The organism is Flavobacterium fluviatile, from assembly GCF_010645065.1.
Classification (GTDB): Bacteria; Bacteroidota; Bacteroidia; order Flavobacteriales; family Flavobacteriaceae; genus Flavobacterium; species Flavobacterium fluviatile.
On the sequence record NZ_JAADZW010000001.1, the window covers coordinates 458,158 to 474,593 of the forward strand.

At 33.9% G+C, this 16,436-nt stretch carries 19 protein-coding genes and 1 pseudogene; 14 read left to right on the plus strand and 6 right to left on the minus strand.

Annotated features, from left to right (window positions below; genetic code table 11):
- Positions 1-9 precede the first annotated feature (9 nt).
- From GXM17_RS01635 to GXM17_RS01665, 7 genes and pseudogenes are all read left to right on the plus strand, one after another.
- Entirely contained in the window at positions 10-1,575 is a 1,566-nt protein-coding gene (locus GXM17_RS01635) for an HsdM family class I SAM-dependent methyltransferase (protein ID WP_244307310.1), read from the plus strand.
- Positions 1,572-2,897, plus strand: a complete 1,326-nt coding sequence (locus GXM17_RS01640; protein ID WP_163397542.1) for a restriction endonuclease subunit S — start codon at positions 1,572-1,574, stop codon at positions 2,895-2,897. The genes GXM17_RS01635 and GXM17_RS01640 overlap by 4 nt, the downstream gene beginning before the upstream one ends.
- Positions 2,887-3,183: a hypothetical protein gene (locus GXM17_RS01645; protein ID WP_163397543.1), complete on the plus strand. Its 297-nt coding sequence runs from the start codon at positions 2,887-2,889 to the stop codon at positions 3,181-3,183. Before GXM17_RS01640 ends, GXM17_RS01645 begins: the two co-directional genes overlap by 11 nt.
- A 122-nt stretch (positions 3,184-3,305) precedes the next feature.
- The gene (locus tag GXM17_RS01650) at positions 3,306-3,764 is read left to right on the plus strand and encodes an RNA methyltransferase (protein WP_163397865.1); all 459 of its coding nucleotides are present in this window, start codon (positions 3,306-3,308) and stop codon (positions 3,762-3,764) included.
- 151 nt (positions 3,765-3,915) lie between these two features.
- On the plus strand, positions 3,916-4,140 hold the full coding sequence (locus tag GXM17_RS01655) for a hypothetical protein (RefSeq protein ID WP_163397544.1): 225 nt from the start codon (positions 3,916-3,918) through the stop codon (positions 4,138-4,140).
- Positions 4,141-4,206: 66 nt separating this feature from the next.
- Positions 4,207-4,350, plus strand: a pseudogene (locus GXM17_RS01660) (DUF3606 domain-containing protein); the annotation flags it as partial.
- Positions 4,351-4,546: 196 nt separating this feature from the next.
- Entirely contained in the window at positions 4,547-4,882 is a 336-nt protein-coding gene (locus GXM17_RS01665) for a hypothetical protein (RefSeq protein ID WP_163397546.1), read from the plus strand.
- Positions 4,883-5,242: 360 nt separating this feature from the next.
- Here the strand turns inward: GXM17_RS01665 and GXM17_RS01670 are convergent, their stop codons facing one another.
- Positions 5,243-5,878: a YciE/YciF ferroxidase family protein gene (locus GXM17_RS01670; protein WP_163397547.1), complete on the minus strand. Its 636-nt coding sequence runs from the start codon at positions 5,876-5,878 to the stop codon at positions 5,243-5,245.
- A gap of 288 nt (positions 5,879-6,166) precedes the next feature.
- On the opposite strand from GXM17_RS01670, the gene GXM17_RS01675 reads away from it, so the two are divergent.
- The 3 genes from GXM17_RS01675 to xth all read left to right on the plus strand — a co-directional run bounded on the left by GXM17_RS01675 (position 6,167) and on the right by xth (position 8,693).
- Positions 6,167-7,591: an exonuclease domain-containing protein gene (locus GXM17_RS01675; protein WP_163397548.1), complete on the plus strand. Its 1,425-nt coding sequence runs from the start codon at positions 6,167-6,169 to the stop codon at positions 7,589-7,591.
- A 114-nt stretch (positions 7,592-7,705) separates the two neighbouring features.
- Positions 7,706-7,939, plus strand: a complete 234-nt coding sequence (locus tag GXM17_RS01680; RefSeq protein ID WP_163397549.1) for a hypothetical protein — start codon at positions 7,706-7,708, stop codon at positions 7,937-7,939.
- Entirely contained in the window at positions 7,920-8,693 is a 774-nt protein-coding gene (gene xth, locus GXM17_RS01685) for an exodeoxyribonuclease III (protein WP_163397550.1), read from the plus strand. The genes GXM17_RS01680 and xth overlap by 20 nt, the downstream gene beginning before the upstream one ends.
- A gap of 148 nt (positions 8,694-8,841) precedes the next feature.
- Here the strand turns inward: xth and GXM17_RS01690 are convergent, their stop codons facing one another.
- The 4 genes from GXM17_RS01690 to GXM17_RS01705 form a co-directional block, all read right to left on the minus strand.
- Positions 8,842-9,054 carry a hypothetical protein gene (locus GXM17_RS01690; RefSeq protein WP_163397551.1) on the minus strand — a complete coding sequence of 71 codons (213 nt, stop codon included), beginning with the start codon at positions 9,052-9,054 and terminating at the stop codon, positions 8,842-8,844.
- A 138-nt stretch (positions 9,055-9,192) separates the two neighbouring features.
- On the minus strand, positions 9,193-9,630 hold the full coding sequence (locus GXM17_RS01695; protein WP_163397552.1) for a hypothetical protein: 438 nt from the start codon (positions 9,628-9,630) through the stop codon (positions 9,193-9,195).
- A 240-nt stretch (positions 9,631-9,870) separates the two neighbouring features.
- Positions 9,871-10,911, minus strand: a complete 1,041-nt coding sequence (locus GXM17_RS01700; protein ID WP_163397553.1) for a LacI family DNA-binding transcriptional regulator — start codon at positions 10,909-10,911, stop codon at positions 9,871-9,873.
- Between the two features lie 153 nt (positions 10,912-11,064).
- Entirely contained in the window at positions 11,065-12,069 is a 1,005-nt protein-coding gene (locus tag GXM17_RS01705) for a glycoside hydrolase family 43 protein (RefSeq protein ID WP_163397554.1), read from the minus strand.
- Between the two features lie 479 nt (positions 12,070-12,548).
- Between GXM17_RS01705 and GXM17_RS01710 the strand changes: the two genes are divergently transcribed.
- The 4 genes from GXM17_RS01710 (at position 12,549) to GXM17_RS01725 (ending at position 15,429) form a co-directional block, all read left to right on the plus strand.
- Positions 12,549-13,463: a DUF6625 family protein gene (locus GXM17_RS01710; protein WP_163397555.1), complete on the plus strand. Its 915-nt coding sequence runs from the start codon at positions 12,549-12,551 to the stop codon at positions 13,461-13,463.
- 139 nt (positions 13,464-13,602) lie between these two features.
- Positions 13,603-13,866: a hypothetical protein gene (locus tag GXM17_RS01715; RefSeq protein ID WP_163397556.1), complete on the plus strand. Its 264-nt coding sequence runs from the start codon at positions 13,603-13,605 to the stop codon at positions 13,864-13,866.
- Positions 13,867-13,868: 2 nt separating this feature from the next.
- Positions 13,869-14,987 carry a sensor histidine kinase gene (locus GXM17_RS01720; protein WP_163397557.1) on the plus strand — a complete coding sequence of 373 codons (1,119 nt, stop codon included), beginning with the start codon at positions 13,869-13,871 and terminating at the stop codon, positions 14,985-14,987.
- A gap of 172 nt (positions 14,988-15,159) precedes the next feature.
- Positions 15,160-15,429 (plus strand): hypothetical protein, encoded by a 270-nt coding sequence (locus GXM17_RS01725; protein WP_163397558.1) that lies wholly within the window; start codon positions 15,160-15,162, stop codon positions 15,427-15,429.
- An 88-nt stretch (positions 15,430-15,517) separates the two neighbouring features.
- Here GXM17_RS01725 and GXM17_RS01730 read toward each other — a convergent pair whose 3' ends face one another.
- Positions 15,518-16,330 (minus strand): rhamnogalacturonan acetylesterase, encoded by an 813-nt coding sequence (locus tag GXM17_RS01730; RefSeq protein WP_163397559.1) that lies wholly within the window; start codon positions 16,328-16,330, stop codon positions 15,518-15,520.
- Positions 16,331-16,436 lie beyond the last annotated feature (106 nt).

The following is a 16,436-nucleotide window of genomic DNA, read 5'->3' on the forward strand; positions in this document are numbered from 1 at the left end:
ACTTAAAAAGTGTATGCGCCAATTATGGTTTGGGAAATGACGGAAATGAATTTCAAGATTATTACTCAGGTATTTTTATATAAATTTCTTAATGACAAATTTATCCATGAAATAAAGCAACTGGATGAAAAAATAGCAGCATCAGATAATTGGGAGGAAACATTAAGAAGTTATCCTGCCAGTGAGTACGAAATGTTGACCATGCAAATGAGCGAAAGTACTGCCAGCATTCATCCGGATCAATTGATTTCAACTTTGTTTGATCGTCAGAATGAGCCTAAGTTTGCCGATATATTCGACAATACTTTATTGGATATTGCCAAACAAAATAGTGAGGTTTTTTCAGTAGTTACAGAAAGTGGTGAAAAAATTGTCTTATTCGAAAACATAAGTAAATATGTAACTGATAAACGCGATAACTTTTGCAAAGCGCTGATAAATAAACTAGTTAATATTAGTTTTGAGAATATTTTTCACGAAAAGTTTGACTTCTACGCTACTATTTTCGAATATTTAATTAAAGATTATAATACGAATAGTGGTGGAACTTACGCAGAATATTTCACACCGCATGCCGTTGCTAAAATCATGGCACGTTGTTTAGTAAACGAAAGTGTGAGCGATGTAACCTGTTATGATCCAAGTGCGGGGTCCGGAACGCTTTTGATGAATCTGGCACATCAAATTGGCGAAGAAAAATGTACAGTTTACTCTCAGGACATTTCACAAAAATCATCCAACTTATTGCGTCTGAATTTAATTTTGAATGATTTAGTACACTCTATACCCAATGTAGTTAAGGGAAACACCATTTTAGAACCTTTTCATAAAGACAAAAATGGACGTTTGAAGCAATTTGACTATATCGTATCGAATCCTCCGTTTAAGTTGGATTTCTCAGATTATGTAAATGATTTAAACACCAAAGAAAACCACGAACGCTTTTTTGCCGGAACACCCAATATCCCGAAAACCAAAAAAGAAAGCATGGCAATTTATCCTTTGTTTGTTCAGCATATTATGTATTCGCTTACTGCAAAAGGAAAAGCGGCAATCGTAGTACCAACAGGTTTTATTACAGCACAAAGCGGTATTGAACGCAAAATTCGTGAGCAAATGGTCGAACGCAAAATGTTGCGTGGTGTAGTAAGTATGCCTTCAAATATTTTTGCTACTACAGGAACCAATGTTTCTATTTTATTTCTGGATAAAGAAAATACCAAAGGCGATATTGTTTTAATGGATGCATCGAAACTGGGAACAACCGTAAAAGAAGGCAAAAATCAAAAAACGCTTTTATCTCACGACGAAGAAGATTATATCATTGAGACTTTTAATAAACACGAAGCTAAGGAAGATTTCTCAGTAGTGGTTTCGTATGAAGATATTAAAGCTAAAAACTATTCTTTGAGTGCTGGACAATATTTTGAAGTAAAAATTGAATATACGGATATTACTCCTGAAGCTTTTGCTGCTAAAATGAAAACTTTTGAGGCTAATTTGAGTGAACTTTTTAAGGAAAGTAAAAGTCTAGAATTGGAAATTCAGAATAATTTGAAAGGCTTAAAGTTATGATTAAAGTAGTTTTAAGCTCAATAATTGATATAATCAGCGGAGGAACACCGCAAACTTCTGTTCAAGAATATTGGAATAACGGAAATATAGGATGGCTATCTGTTACTGATTTCAATAATGATATTAGATATGTATATGATTCCGAAAAAAAAATCACAGAAAAGGGGTTAAAAGAAAGTAATACTAAATTATTACAATACGGAGATATAATAATTTCTGCAAGAGGAACCGTTGGAGCATTGGCACAAATTGGAAAACCAATGTGTTTTAATCAATCTTGCTTTGGGATAAGAGGAAAAAAAGAAGTAGTTGATAACGACTTTCTCTATTTTGCTTTAAAAAACTACGTACAACATATTAAAAAAAGAAGTCAAGGCTCTGTATTTGATACAATCAATTTAAAATCATTTGATTTGATGGAATTAGAAATTCCTACAAGTATAAATACACAAAAAAAAATAACCAAAGTCTTATCCGATTTAGATGCAAAAATCGAACTCAATAATAAAATCAATGTTGAGTTAGAAGCAATGGCCAAAACGCTTTATGATTATTGGTTTGTACAGTTTGATTTTCCTGATGACAACGGAAAGCCTTATAAAACCTCTGGTGGTAAAATGGTTTGGAATGAGGAATTGAAGAGGGAGATTCCTGCGGGTTGGGAGGTAAAATCTTTAAATAGCGTAATAGAAACTATATTAGATCATAGAGGAAAAACCCCGAAAAAACTTGGAGGAGATTGGACAGAAGACAAGAATGGAATAATAGCTTTATCTGCAAAAATCGTAAAGAATGGAAAACTAATAAATCTTAACCAAGCAAATAAAGTAAACAGGGAGTTGTACGAAAAATGGATGCCAATAAAGTTGATCGATGGAGATGTTTTAATGACTTCAGAAGCCCCCGCTGGTGAATTTTATTTTATTCATGGCAAAACAGAATATTGCATGAGTCAAAGATTGTTTGCGGTTAGAGCCAATCAACTAAAAGTTATGCCATCTTATATGTATTATGAATTATCAAAAGGAAATGGATATTCACAAATTATGGGTAGTCTAAGTGGTAGTACTGTGTTTGGTATTAGACAAGATGTGCTTAGAAAAATATTAATTGTCATCCCAAATTTAGAGATACAAAAAGAATTTAATAAAATTGTTCTACCTCAATTAAAAGAAATAAAACATATAGATGAACAAAACATAGAATTAGCTTCATTACGTGACTGGTTGTTACCCATGTTAATGAACGGTCAGGTTACGGTTGGTGATTTGCAGGAAGAATTACAAATGGTAGCTGAACCAAGAGCTATTTATGGAGAATAATACAATAATAAATGATCTGAGGCTTACTTACCAAACCGGTGGTTGTATTGCATTAGAAAGACTTGGATATATCCCAAACTATCTTATATTTTATTCAGCCTCACTAAAACGTAGTTGGCGTTTTGAACTAAAAAGTAAAAAACAAAATGGTGTTTTAAAAATAAATGGTGTAGTTGCTTTCGAATATTCTTTTAATGATTTAGATTGCAAAATGAAATCTATCAGAGGTGGTAAAGTCATCAAAGAATGGAAAATAAAAGAGATTGCAATGGTTTTAAATGATTAAAGTAATGAAGAAACTACATTTTCTCATAATCATAAAAACCTCCCCTTTCAATATTCATAAGCTTCTCTCCTTCCCTAATAAAAAAATTGCCCAACACACTAACACTTCGTACTTTTGCCCTCATGAATGATAATTTTACGAACGAATACTTTGGCATCGGCATTCACAATGGTAAAACGCCTGAGAATTTGGGTGTTTTGTGGCGGTCGGCTCAAAACTTAGGGGCAACTTTTATATTTACGATAGGAAATCGATATGCCAAACAAGCTTGTGATACACATGATGCGGTGAAAGCGATTCCGTATTTTCACTATGAAAATTTCGAAGCTTTTTTTGAAAACCTGCCTAAAGGAGCGCGATTGGTTGGTGTGGAATTGCATGAGAGCGCATCTGATCTGGAAACCTTCGAGCATCCAAGACGCTGCGTGTATCTGTTAGGTGCAGAAGATCATGGTTTGCCTAAAAAAACAATGGAAAAGTGCCATCATCTGGTAAAATTCAAATCTGAGAAAAGTTTAAACGTGGCCGTGGCAGGAACAATTGTGATGTACGACAGAAATTTGCCAAAACCGCGTTCCTGAACTACTGCATCCTTTTCTATTCAATTTGGATTTTTTTGCTTAATTTCTAATTACTTACATGATAATTTAGTAAGATATCCAGCATTTCTTATAAGAAGTAATTATTCTATTGACTTAATTTTAAACCAGTAAAAACTTAAAAATTAATATCATGGAAAATTTACATAACTACACCAGTGAAGAATTGGCAAAATGCCCATATCACGCACAACTTGCTCAGACACAAAATAATAATGAAGGTGATAAAGCCAATACCGGAGACTGGGACGACCAGCGCGATGAAGATGGTACAGATCCCGATCGTTATGAAGAAGAAGGTGGCAATAATAATTCAGGAGGCGCAGGAAGTTCCGGAAGTGCTGCTACCAACAGCTAACACAATCTGAAATTATTAACCTTAAAAAGGAATTATGATGAGCGGTGATTTAAGCAAAAAGGATTTCAGGATCGTTTGCGAATCATTAGGAATGAAGACTATGAAGTTGGTTATTGTACAGAAAAATTTGGCGTAACCAGACAAGAACTTCAGTCGGCTATTAATGCAACAGGAAGCAATCTCGTTTTCATACGTAGAAAACGAAATTAAAATATTCTCATAAATATTTTTTTATACAAATATCTATTTTTTAAATTGTTAATTGAATTAATATAAATAATAACTTTATGATAATTGGAAAAGACTTCAAAAAATATTTTAAGAGATCACTTTAAATCTTGTGCTTACTTTTAACCTAATAACCTGAAGTTAGCAATTCGAAATAATTAACTTTAAAAATACTATTATGATAACAGATAACGAAAGAAATTATAATCAGGACGATTATGATTTCAACCCCGACACTCAGGACAATCAAAGCTACGTAGAACAGTACCAACAGGAAAACAGCGAAGAAGAAAATCTTTTAAAGCAAGACGAAACTCCTGAGCCGCCAGAAAACGAAAATCTTGATACAGAATTCTCAAACGCACTTGATCTTGACGATTTTGAAAATGATTTTGATGAAAATGATTCCGAAGGAGAAGAAGATCCTGAACAGAATGAAAAGGAAGAAAATTACGATCAGCAAGAAATTGCTGAACCCGAAACATTTGCTGATGACGGTTATAAAATAGATTAGTCTATGATCGAATCAGTTAGTTTTTCGAACTTTGACTAATAAGAACAAATTAAAAAGATGCCTTTGCAGTTTGATATTGCAGAGGCCTTTTTTATGATACCATAGGTTTTTCGATAAAATTGTTGAGGACACTATTAAGTTTTCAGTTTCATAATCCCTTGCGTTGGTTTTGGTAATCGTCCATTTAACTATTTCTTTATGGCTTTTATTTACTTGTCAAGGCATTTTCCATATTTGTATAATGTCTTGTTTCCGAAATACAATATTTGTTTAATTATATTGTATTTGGTAAATAAAAAAAACCTGTATCATTGGATAATACAGGTTTTAATATGATATAAAAAATGTCAGATGCTTTACTTACTCTTCGTCTTCTTCTGCAGCCTCAAAGTTGATGCTGTTGTAAGCAGCGTCGGTCAAAAGCGTGTCGGCTTCTTTTTCTTCTGCCAGTGTTTTTTCCAGTAATAGTACTGCGTCATCCTCTCCCAGAGTAGTAGCGAAAGCAGCTAAAGTTCCGTAAGTAGCAATTTCATAATGCTCGATTTTTTGAGATGCTGCAATAATTCCGGCATCGCGTACAGGACCTTTTTCAGTCTCTTCCATAATGCTTTCACCTTCTTTGATAAGACCTTCCATGGCATCGCATTTTTTGGCAACAGCTTTTTCGCCCACCAGTGAAAATACTTTTTCAAGTCTCTCTTTTTGTTCTACTGTCACTGCCAAGTGATCCTGAAGCGCCTTAACCAGGTTTTCAGAAGTTGCATTTTTTGCCATTTTAGGCAATGCTTTTATCAGTGCTTTTTCAGCCCAGTAAATATCCTTAAGCGAATCAACAAACAATTCTCTCAGGCCGTCTGCGGCTGATGATTTTGCTTTTACAACCCCTGCTGAGTTTGTTTTAGATGTTGTTGTTTTGCTTTTTGCTGCAGCTGTTTTCGTTTTTGCTGCTGTAGTTTTTGCTTTTGTAGCGGTAGTATTTTTTTCTGCGGTTTTCATAATAATTAATTTTTAAAGTATTTTTCAAATTTACCGATACATGCTGCAATTACTTTTACAGAAATTTTTTTAATACTTACACTATTCAAATGAATTGTATTATTATAAGACAAAGCGAAAATGATTTAAATTTATAAGAAAATACACTAATAGTACTCATTATGAAAACCTTACGCTCTCGAAAGGTGAGTTTTGTTACAATTTAGAACTATAACTTAACCTAAATAAGAATAGTCTCTGTTAATTTTGCATTCCCCGGACAGAATAGGCTTCCGGTTGTGACAGAAGATGAAAGAGACTGAATATGCTATAGTAGATATTGAAACCACAGGCGGGAATGCAAGTGGCAGCCGCATTACGGAAATTGCGATTATTATCCATAATGGAATAAATATTATTGATCGTTTTGAAACACTGGTCAATCCGCAAAAAGAAATCCCCGCTCCTATTTTTGCACTCACAGGCATCAACAATCAAATGGTTCGAAATGCCCCAATCTTTGATGATATTGCAGAACAAGTTTTGGAAATGCTTACAGATCGTATTTTCGTTGCCCACAATGTGAATTTTGATTATTCTTTCGTTCGGCATGAACTCGAAAAAGCCGGATTCATCTGGAAAGCCAGAAAATTATGTACCGTCAGGGCAGCGAGAAAAATCAGGCCCGGATTTAAATCGTACAGCCTGGGGAAACTTTGCCAGTCATTGGATATTCCCTTGAAAAACCAGCATCGTGCCGGCGGAGATGCTGATGCCACTGCCTTACTTTTCTCCAGATTATTAGAATGGGACACCGTAGGTCATTTGCAAAAAATGGTAAAAAATACAGCACTGGACCAGCGCTTACCTCCTAACCTTCCTCCTGAAGATTTCGATGCGTTACCGGAAAAACCGGGTGTGTATTATTTTTATAATCAGCTAAACAAGGTCGTTTATGTCGGTAAAGCAATCAATTTAAAAAAACGTGTGACTTCTCATTTCAGCGGTCATAAAATTACGCCACAGCGACAGTATTTCCTTCGGGATATTTATGCCATATCTTTTGAAGTTTGTGCCACTGAACTGATGGCTTTACTGCTGGAATGTGCAGAAATAAAAAAACTCTGGCCGGTTTACAACAGGGCACTCAAACGTTTTGAACCCAAATACGGACTTTATCAGTATGAAGCCCGAAGCGGATACAAATATCTGGTAACCGGAAAACTAAGCAAGTTCCAAACCTGTATTGAACATTTTAATACTGTCCATGAAGGTATAAATATGCTCATCAGCCTGAAACAGGAGTTTGAAATCGATAATCGCTTTTGCAAATACGGTATTACTACGGCTGGTGAAATTTTTCCTGATGATGATACACCGCTGCCGGAAGTTCAGGCTCATAATAAAAAAATAGAAAATGCGATTGAGCATTTATTAGGTAACAGAGCGAGCTTTGCTATTATAGACAAAGGACGCTCTGCAACCGAACGCAGTTGTATCTGGGTTGAGAATGGACATTTTTACGGAATGGGCTATGTTGCGTCTGATATTGGATTTACAGAGCCTTCAGAGGTCAAAGAGTATGTAACGCCCTATAAAAGTAATCACTATATTATGCAACTTATCAATGGTTATGCTCAGAAATATCCTGGAAAAGTTTTTAATAAAAAACGTAAAAAGAAAGATAGTGAACATATCTCTTTTGATGAATCTGATTTCATACATGGTTTGTAAACAAATCATCTAAATCTTTCCAAACATGTAAATTACATAACACTTGAGGATCTTTATATAAATTAAAAAATAGTGTACGGAAGTATCTTTGTATTTATCTAAACAACTCAAATCATGGAAAATTCAAACACATACAACAATGCAGCCTACAGCACGGATTCTTTGCACAGCCAGATTTGTTTGGCAGACAATATCGATTTCATATATCGAAAAGCCTACAGAGGAGATTGGGGACACTGGGACGATTTACCTGATAATACTACTACTACCCTCGATTGCCCTGAGAAAGACAGCGAAGCAAGTTCAATTGGACTAAGAAGAGTTCCAAATGAAAATAGCTACTTATAATGTCAATGGAATCAATGGCCGTTTAAATGTACTTCTTCGTTGGCTTGAGGAAGCTGAACCGGATATTGTATGTCTGCAGGAACTGAAAGCGCCACAAGATAAATTTCCGCTAAAGGCTATTCAGGATGCGGGTTATAATGCAATATGGCATGGACAAAAACAGTGGAACGGAGTCGCCATCCTCGCCCGAAATTCTGAAATTGAAGAAATCACCCGCACACTTCCGGGAGATCATGATGATATTCAGAGCCGTTACATTGAAGCCTTGATTGGCGGTGTTGTAATAGCCTGTCTTTATCTTCCGAATGGCAATCCGGCACCGGGACCTAAATTCGAATATAAATTGAAGTGGTTTGAAAGACTTTCTCATCGTACCAAAACCCTGCTTAGCTTAAATATACCTGTGATACTGATAGGCGATTTTAATGTCATGCCAACAGAACTTGATGTTTATAAGCCCGAAAAATGGGTAAAAGATGCACTTTTCAGGCCTGAAGTTCGAAAAGCTTTTGCGAATATCGTCTCACAGGGCTGGACAGATGCGATTCGTACTCTTTATCCTGATGAAAAAATCTATACTTTTTGGGATTATTTCAGAAAAGCGTATGAAAGAGATGCGGGTCTGCGAATTGATCATTTTCTTTTAAGTCCGCAATTAGCCAAAAAACTGCAATCTGGTGGTGTGGACCGCCATGTAAGGGGTTGGGAAAAAACCAGTGATCATGCGCCAGTCTGGATTCAAATTGAGAAATAAAACAAAATATTGAGCTATTTATTCAGACAGTATTAAATAGAAAAACCTGCAATAGTCAATACTGCAGGCTTCTGAATCAATAACTAATGTTATAAAGTAATGAATCAATAATAGATCTAAATCCTAAATCTATTCTCTTTAATTTTTTTTATTGCTGTGGTACAGCTGTAGCTGCTGTATCTGTTGTTACCATAGTCGTGTCCTGAGGAACATTTGTAGTGTCTATAGTAGTAGAATCAACAGTTACAGCGGTTGAATCGTAAGTCGAATCAGCTGGAACAGTATCCGTTTTTTTACACGAAAATGACAATCCGGCTACAAGAGCTAACAAAGCAATTTTGGTTTTGATAAGTGTTTTCATAATAATGATTGTTTTATTAATACTAAATATTTTCAAATTTAGTTTTTTATGATATCAAATTCTTACATAATTTTTTTTTGTTTTTACAGAATCTAATGTTATAGATTAAACAGTGGCTCTTTTTAACAAACTCATTAATTAATCTGCCTTGTATTTGTTGTTCCAATACAGCATGAGTAATAAAGTAACGATTATACATGAGGCGCTTCCTTCAAAAAACAGACAAAGAGTATAGACTGGTACAGAAGGATCCCCTCCAAACATAAAAGCTTCTGATAGCGATTTTACATAAGCATCTCCACCTCTCGCGTAACTATAGATAAGCAATGCTACAATGCTTAATACTACTCCGGTAAATGAAGTAACCATTGCTGAAATAGCATTCGGCAGGAAGTTTGTCTGGCCTTCTGCAAGATTCATTTTTAATGTTCTGTTTACACCATAAAAAATGAAAAGCACATTTAATAAACGCAGGTAATATAAATGGGCAAGATTTAAAACTTCCAATAATAAGAAAAAAAGCGCAATTGCCAGGAATATAAAAAATCCGTTGATGATTTCTTTTGGTACTTTCATAATAGTTCTTTTTTAAGTGATAAATAATTTTTATAAATTAAATAAAAATGGAGAAAAAAAAGTTTCACTATTATGCTGCAGGGTTATAATATATCCACGGAAAACTAACTATAAATTATAGTTCAAAAAAAAATAAATTACTTAAAATTAGCTAACTAAAACAAGTTACCTAAACAATAGTGGAAAGACAATAAATATTTAAGGCGTACAATAAGTATCACTTTAAGCTGAATTTTGAAATTACAAACTTACAGTCGTTTGACTTCTTTTTGAACTGCTTCTGATAATCAAATCTGATTCAATTATTTTAGTTATGACTTCATGATTTTCCTTGTTTTTCAAAATATGGTCAAAGTACACCATGGCAGCCTGATATCCTAATCTTTCACTATTTTGGTCTATGGATGATATAGAAGGTATAATCATTTCTGTAAAAGGCTCATTGGCGTAACCAAAAACACCAATATCATGTGGAATCCTGAGTCCTGATTCCGTAATGGCGAGCATGATTCCTAAAGCCTGTAAATCTGATATTGCAAGAAACGCATCCGGAGGTTCCGGCAGTGCAAGAAGTTTCATAGCAGTCTGAAATGCATTTTCTTTACTTATATTATCATCTACAATAAAGTGATCCGGAACGTGCATTCCGGCTTCGTTTATTGCTCTTATAAATCCTTCTTTTCTATTCATGTATAAGTCCATGTGCAATGGGCCACCAATAAATGCAAGCCTCTGATAGCCTTCTGCAATCATGCTTTTGGCAGCTTTATAAGTTGCATCCTCATTATCATTTATGACCCTGTGACCCGGAAAATTTTCATCACAGCGGTCAAACTGAACAACATTGATTTTATGTTCTAAAACCTGCTCCAGAATTTTCGCAGAGTGGGTTTCTTTGGAAAGGGAAATCAGAATGCAGTCCACGTTCTGATGAATCAGTGTTTCGATAGCTGTTTCTTCAACATCCGATTTTTCATGAGACTGGCAAATAATGAGATTGTGTTTGTTTTCGGTACAAGCTTTTTCAATTCCGGAAATGGCATCCGAAAAGAAATTCTGATTGATCTGAGGTACAATTACACCAAGTGTTCTCGATGAACCACGTCTTAAATTTGCTGCCTGAGTATTATGCTTGAAATTAATTTCGGCCGCTTTTTTTAAAACTGCCTGCCGTACCTCTTCTTTGACGCCCGGCTTGCCATTCAGGGCTTTGGAAACATACGATACTGAAAGCCCGAGTTCTTTTGCTAAGTCGTATATGGTGATTCTTTTTGTACTCATGCTGCAAATATATCTTAAAACAACTGATTAAGGCAAAAAATTATCAATGTGATAATGGATTTAGTAAGATACACATCATATTAAGGTAAAATCTTATTTTTTGCTATATATTAATTATTTCTATTAAGGATACCTTACCGATATATGTCTTGTTTAGTCGTTTTTGTTCTGCATAAAATCAGGAAAACCGGACTTAGTAAATTCAACGACTCTTGCTCTTGTTGCACGATTTTTATCTGACAATTCGTGACCCTGAATTTCTTTGTAATCCCTTGCGTGATAAATCATTATCGTTGTTTTTCCGTCTTCGCCAGTGGTAAATGAATTGTGGCCGGGACCGTATCTCTTCAAGTCTTCATTTGTATAAAAAACAGGTCCGGGCGCTTTTTGCCAGTTTGCAACATCCAGTAAATCGGTATTTTCATTAATCCACAACAATCCCATACAATAATTGTGATTTGTAGCACTTGCTGAGTACGTAACAAATATTTTTCCGTTCTTTTTGATTACCGCCGGACCTTCATTTACATTGTATTTTTCCCTTTCCCAGCTGAATTCCGGTTCGGTTAAAATAATTTCGGGTCCGGTAAGTGTAGTTGGATTTTTCATTTCTGACAAAACCAAAGCTGTACCGTGATTGCCTCCTCTTACATTTTGTGCCCAGATAAGATATCTTTTTCCTTTGTGCTCAAAAGTAGTCGCATCTAAAGAAAATGACTCTTTTTGTGTTTTTAGTTGCCCCTCTTCCGTCCATTTTCCTTCCATCGGATTCGCAGAAGAATTAGATAATACCCAGATCCTGATATTCCAGACATTTTCAGATTCACCTGCAGCAAAATAGATGTACCACTTTCCATCTATTTTATGCAATTCAGGAGCCCAGATATGACTGCCCATGACACCCTTTTCATGTTTATGCCAGATTTCTTTTTCTTCAGCTACTTTCAAACCGTTTATGCTGCTGGCTTTTCTTATTACAATTCGGTCGTACTCAGGAACTGTTGCAATTAAATAATATTCGCCATTATCTGATTTATATACCCAGGGATCAGCACGCTGTTCGGCAATTGGATTATTAAATGTAACAGACTGAGAATTGCAATAAAATGGCTTTATTAAAGCGATTATTACCAGAATGAAAATGCTACTTGATTTCATGTTAGTTTTTATTTAAGGTAAATTTAATTTTACTGTTTAAAATAGTATAATTTAAATAAACCTGCTTTTATTTCTTTAGCTATATATAGTCAAATTTAGATTTATATTAACAGTTTGTTGATTAAATGGCTAATTGTTCCGTGTGCGTTTTAAAGATCTTTTAATTTAATCCATGCATCATTTATTGGATCTAAAAACAATATTATTAATTGTACAATCAACACTTACAAAAAAAGGCATTTTTTTAATAACATCACTTTTTTTTTAAAAAATAATATCGGAACCTTAAAAAGTAACGTTATGATAAAAAGAAAAATTATAGTGCAAGGATAAAATCCTCATAAATAGTGACAGCTTCTTATATTGATTAAAATAATTTTGGTTTTGAATCCAAGGATCCTGGCCGAAGTTGTTTAAATTTTTAATAATTTCCGGACAGCAAAGATTTATTATTAAAATACCTGAATTAAATTTACTCAATGAATAAACAGCATACTATAGCTTTATTAACCTGTTGGTATGGAGATTACCCATGGTATTTCCCCTACTTTATAAAATCTTGTATTCATAACCCAACAATTGATTTTATAATTGTAACGGGGAATAAGCAGGAAATTCCAAATAAACCCCCAAATGTTATTCTAATTCAGAAATCCTTCGAGGACTTAAAAATAATGGCAGGAACAAAATTTGGTTTTGAAATGGATTTTGATAAGCCCTATAAATTATGTGACCTGAAACCTGCGTATGGATTTTTATTTGAGGATATTCTTGAGAAGTATGATTTTTGGGGACATGGTGATATTGATATGGTATATGGCAACATCAGAGGTTTTATTACATCAGATGCTTTAAATCAATATGATCTTATAAATGCACACAAATATTTTATTGCAGGAACCTTTTGCTTATATCGCAATAATGATTTAATGAGGAATTTGTTTAGGGAAGGCGGGGATTATCAAAAAATATTTTCTTCTGCAGAATATTTAGGATTTGACGAATGTGATTTTTTATTTGATGAATTGCAGAAACCAAATGTAACAGTCTTTGAATTTCCAGACCACAAAAGTATGACTCACATTGTTTGTAAAGCATATAAAGAACAAAGAATTAACGTTCTTTTTGAGTCCTTTCTCTATCACAAAAGGATGAGTAATAAGATCAGATGGGATAATGGGAGAATCATCTATTCCAATAAAAAAGAACTATTGGTTTATGATATGATACTATATAAAAATGAATGCGAGGATAAAACAGTAACCTTACCCATACCTGATGTTTTTTATTTTAATAAAAAAGGCATTAATAAAAAAAGTTTTTGGAGGTTAGCAGGATTAAAAATGATTCCAAAAAAAAGGAACTTAAAAAGAGTCGGGGTTTATGAACATTAAACAGCCAGCTTTATGAAGTCTTCTTGTTATTGCGTAAAAACAACTATTTTAAAGCGTTTCATAATCAGGGATTTCAATAGAATGTTATTGGCTAATTTGTATATTTGCCAATCATTTTTTAAATAAGACAGAGTTTATAATGCCCGAAGTCGTACTTATTGATCCAAAAACCATTTTTTTACTTTATTTCTGGGGCAATTTTTTTACCTGCATACTTATTATCAGTTATTCATTTTCCTATTCCACTACTGACAACAGAAAAACCTTAATGTGGTTTGGTTTAGGAAAATTATTGTTGACTATCGCATGGATATTGATAATTTTGAGAAATATCATCAACGATTTTGTTTCCATAAATGTAGCAAACTCCATGATTTTTGTGCCTGTTGTTATGAAACCATAGCCATGCTTTCTCTGCTTAAATCTAACACAAAAAAACGTTACAGGTTACAAATAGCAATTACATTCGCTGCTGTTCTGGTTTTCAATACAGCAACACTATTTGGGAGTACAATAAATGACCGGGTTTTAATTGGGGCAATTGGAATATTTGCTATTTATCTGCCCCCCACATTACTGTATTTTACTGAAAAAGGAAAGAAAAATTTTTTCAGGACTTTCTATATACTGTGTTATGTTGTATTTGAGATTCTGATAGCAATACGAGCAGCTTACAGGTATATGTATCCTCAGAATCAATTTTTTTCCTATGACATACTGGATAGTCTTTACAGTATTGGTTTATTCCTTGTAGCCCTTGTTGGAATTGTAGGATTTTTGCTGTTGGTAAAAGAAAAACAAGACGATAAAATTCAGCAACTTCTGGACGACAAAAATCAGTTCTTTTCTATTATTTCACACGATTTGAGGGGTCCGGTGGGTGCAGCAGCATCACTATCAGAATTATTGGCTGAAGATGTAGGTAAATACAGTCGGGATGAAATCAGGGAAATTTCAGAAATGCTGTACCAATCAAACAAAAACAGTTATAAATTGCTGGAAAACTTATTAGAATGGTCGAGAGTACAAACCGGAACGATTACCTTCATTCCAAAAAAAATATTGCTAAATACACTGATTGACGAAAACATTGAGCTATGCAAAAATGCCGCATTAAATAAAAATATTCATCTTTTATTTGAACCATCTGGCATTATAGAAGCTGATGCGGATAAAAATATGATAGATACTGTTTTACGTAATTTACTGAACAATGCCATCAAATTTACTGACAAAAATGGCAAAGTTGAAGTCAGACTCCTAAAAACTGATGGAAAAGCAGAAATATCTATCATTGATAACGGAATTGGGATTCCTAATACTATAAAAGAAAAACTATTTAAAATCAACAGAAAAGTCATTCAAAAAGGGACACAAAACGAAACGGGCAGCGGTCTGGGACTATTATTATGCAGTGAATTTGTAAATTTACATAAAGGCAAAATCTGGGCAGAAAGCGAAGAAGGAAATGGCAGTACTTTTAAATTTACTTTGCCATTACTAAATACAAGCTCAAATCGATAAGATATAATGACAACAGATAGTTTTTTAATGAATAATTCAAAAGTCTTTTTTTTATAAAATAAATTTGTGTGAATCTCTCATAATTATGTAAGCCAATTCTCTAATTTTGTAAAATAACTGCATCCATAAATCTGTAAATTAGACCTGAATAATCTTTAAAAAAGACAGTATTATGGAAAATTTAATTAATCAGGAGAATCTTGAAGAAATCAGGGAATTCATCGAAGAAAAAATTGCTGATGTTCCGGCTAATTATATACTATTTGGCGCAATTGGATCTCTGCTTTTATCTTCATACCTTAAGAAAATTGGTAAAAATCAGGCCAGTTCAGTAATTAGTAAATTATCTATCCCTATAGTAGCAATTGGACTGGCAAAATATAAGGATGTTATAAAGTCTGAATTAGAAGCACTCGTTGAACCAGAACCTGAAAATGCCTAACAAAATTAATTACTTCCCTGCTTATAGTAATATTAGACTGTGACAGGGAAGTAATTTTTTTTTTATAGATTTATCTACACCTAAATAATTATTTTTTAAAATTAGAATTTACTTGCATCAGACCTTCAAAAACAAGTCTGGCAACTTCTACAGCACCTTCAGTCTGAAAATGGGTATTATCTTTTTGACCTTCAGGATAAGCTTCATATTTTCCGGCAGGTAAATTCATAAAATAATTTTCTGATACAAAATCTTTCCCTTTTTTTGTAAAAAACTCCCTTGAAGCTTTATTCAGATCTATCAAAGCTACTTTCATCTCGGCTGCTACATCTTTTGGCGCTTTATCATATTCTCCGTGAACATCATTTAAAACATTTTCTTTCCATGGAAAATTTCTTGCCACAGGAGTTAATATAATCGGATACGCCTCTTTTTCCCTGGTCTGTGACACAAATAGTCTCAAAAATTCTTTGTAGCCTTCAATATCTACATATCTTTCTGTTTTTTCTTTCGCTCCGTCATTATGTCCAAACTGCATAATAACAATGTCACCTTTTTTTAGATTTTCATATACCGATCTCCATCTTCCTTCCTGAAAAAAGGTTCTGGTACTTCTTCCTCCTTTTGCCCGATCATCAACATGAACACTATCTGATTTTATCAAATTTTTTAGTTGTCTTAAACTGTCTTTTGCGAAAAAAGGCTGAAAAACCTGCCCCCAGCCTGTAACAGGATATCTCGTTTTCATATAATCTTTTCCCGGTTCATAATTATTGGCATAATCAGCCATAGTCGAATCACCAATTAAATAAATGGTTGTTATATTAGATTTTTTTGTAGCAAAAGCCATGATGATGAGGCTTGTAGCAACACAAATAAAGATTGCAAATTTTGATTTCATATTTTTATTATAATTGTTTATTCTAATTATCTAAGAATTCGTCAGTCCGAGTTGAGTAATAATTTACGATAGAAAATTATTACGAATTATCGAGAACCCTTATGTA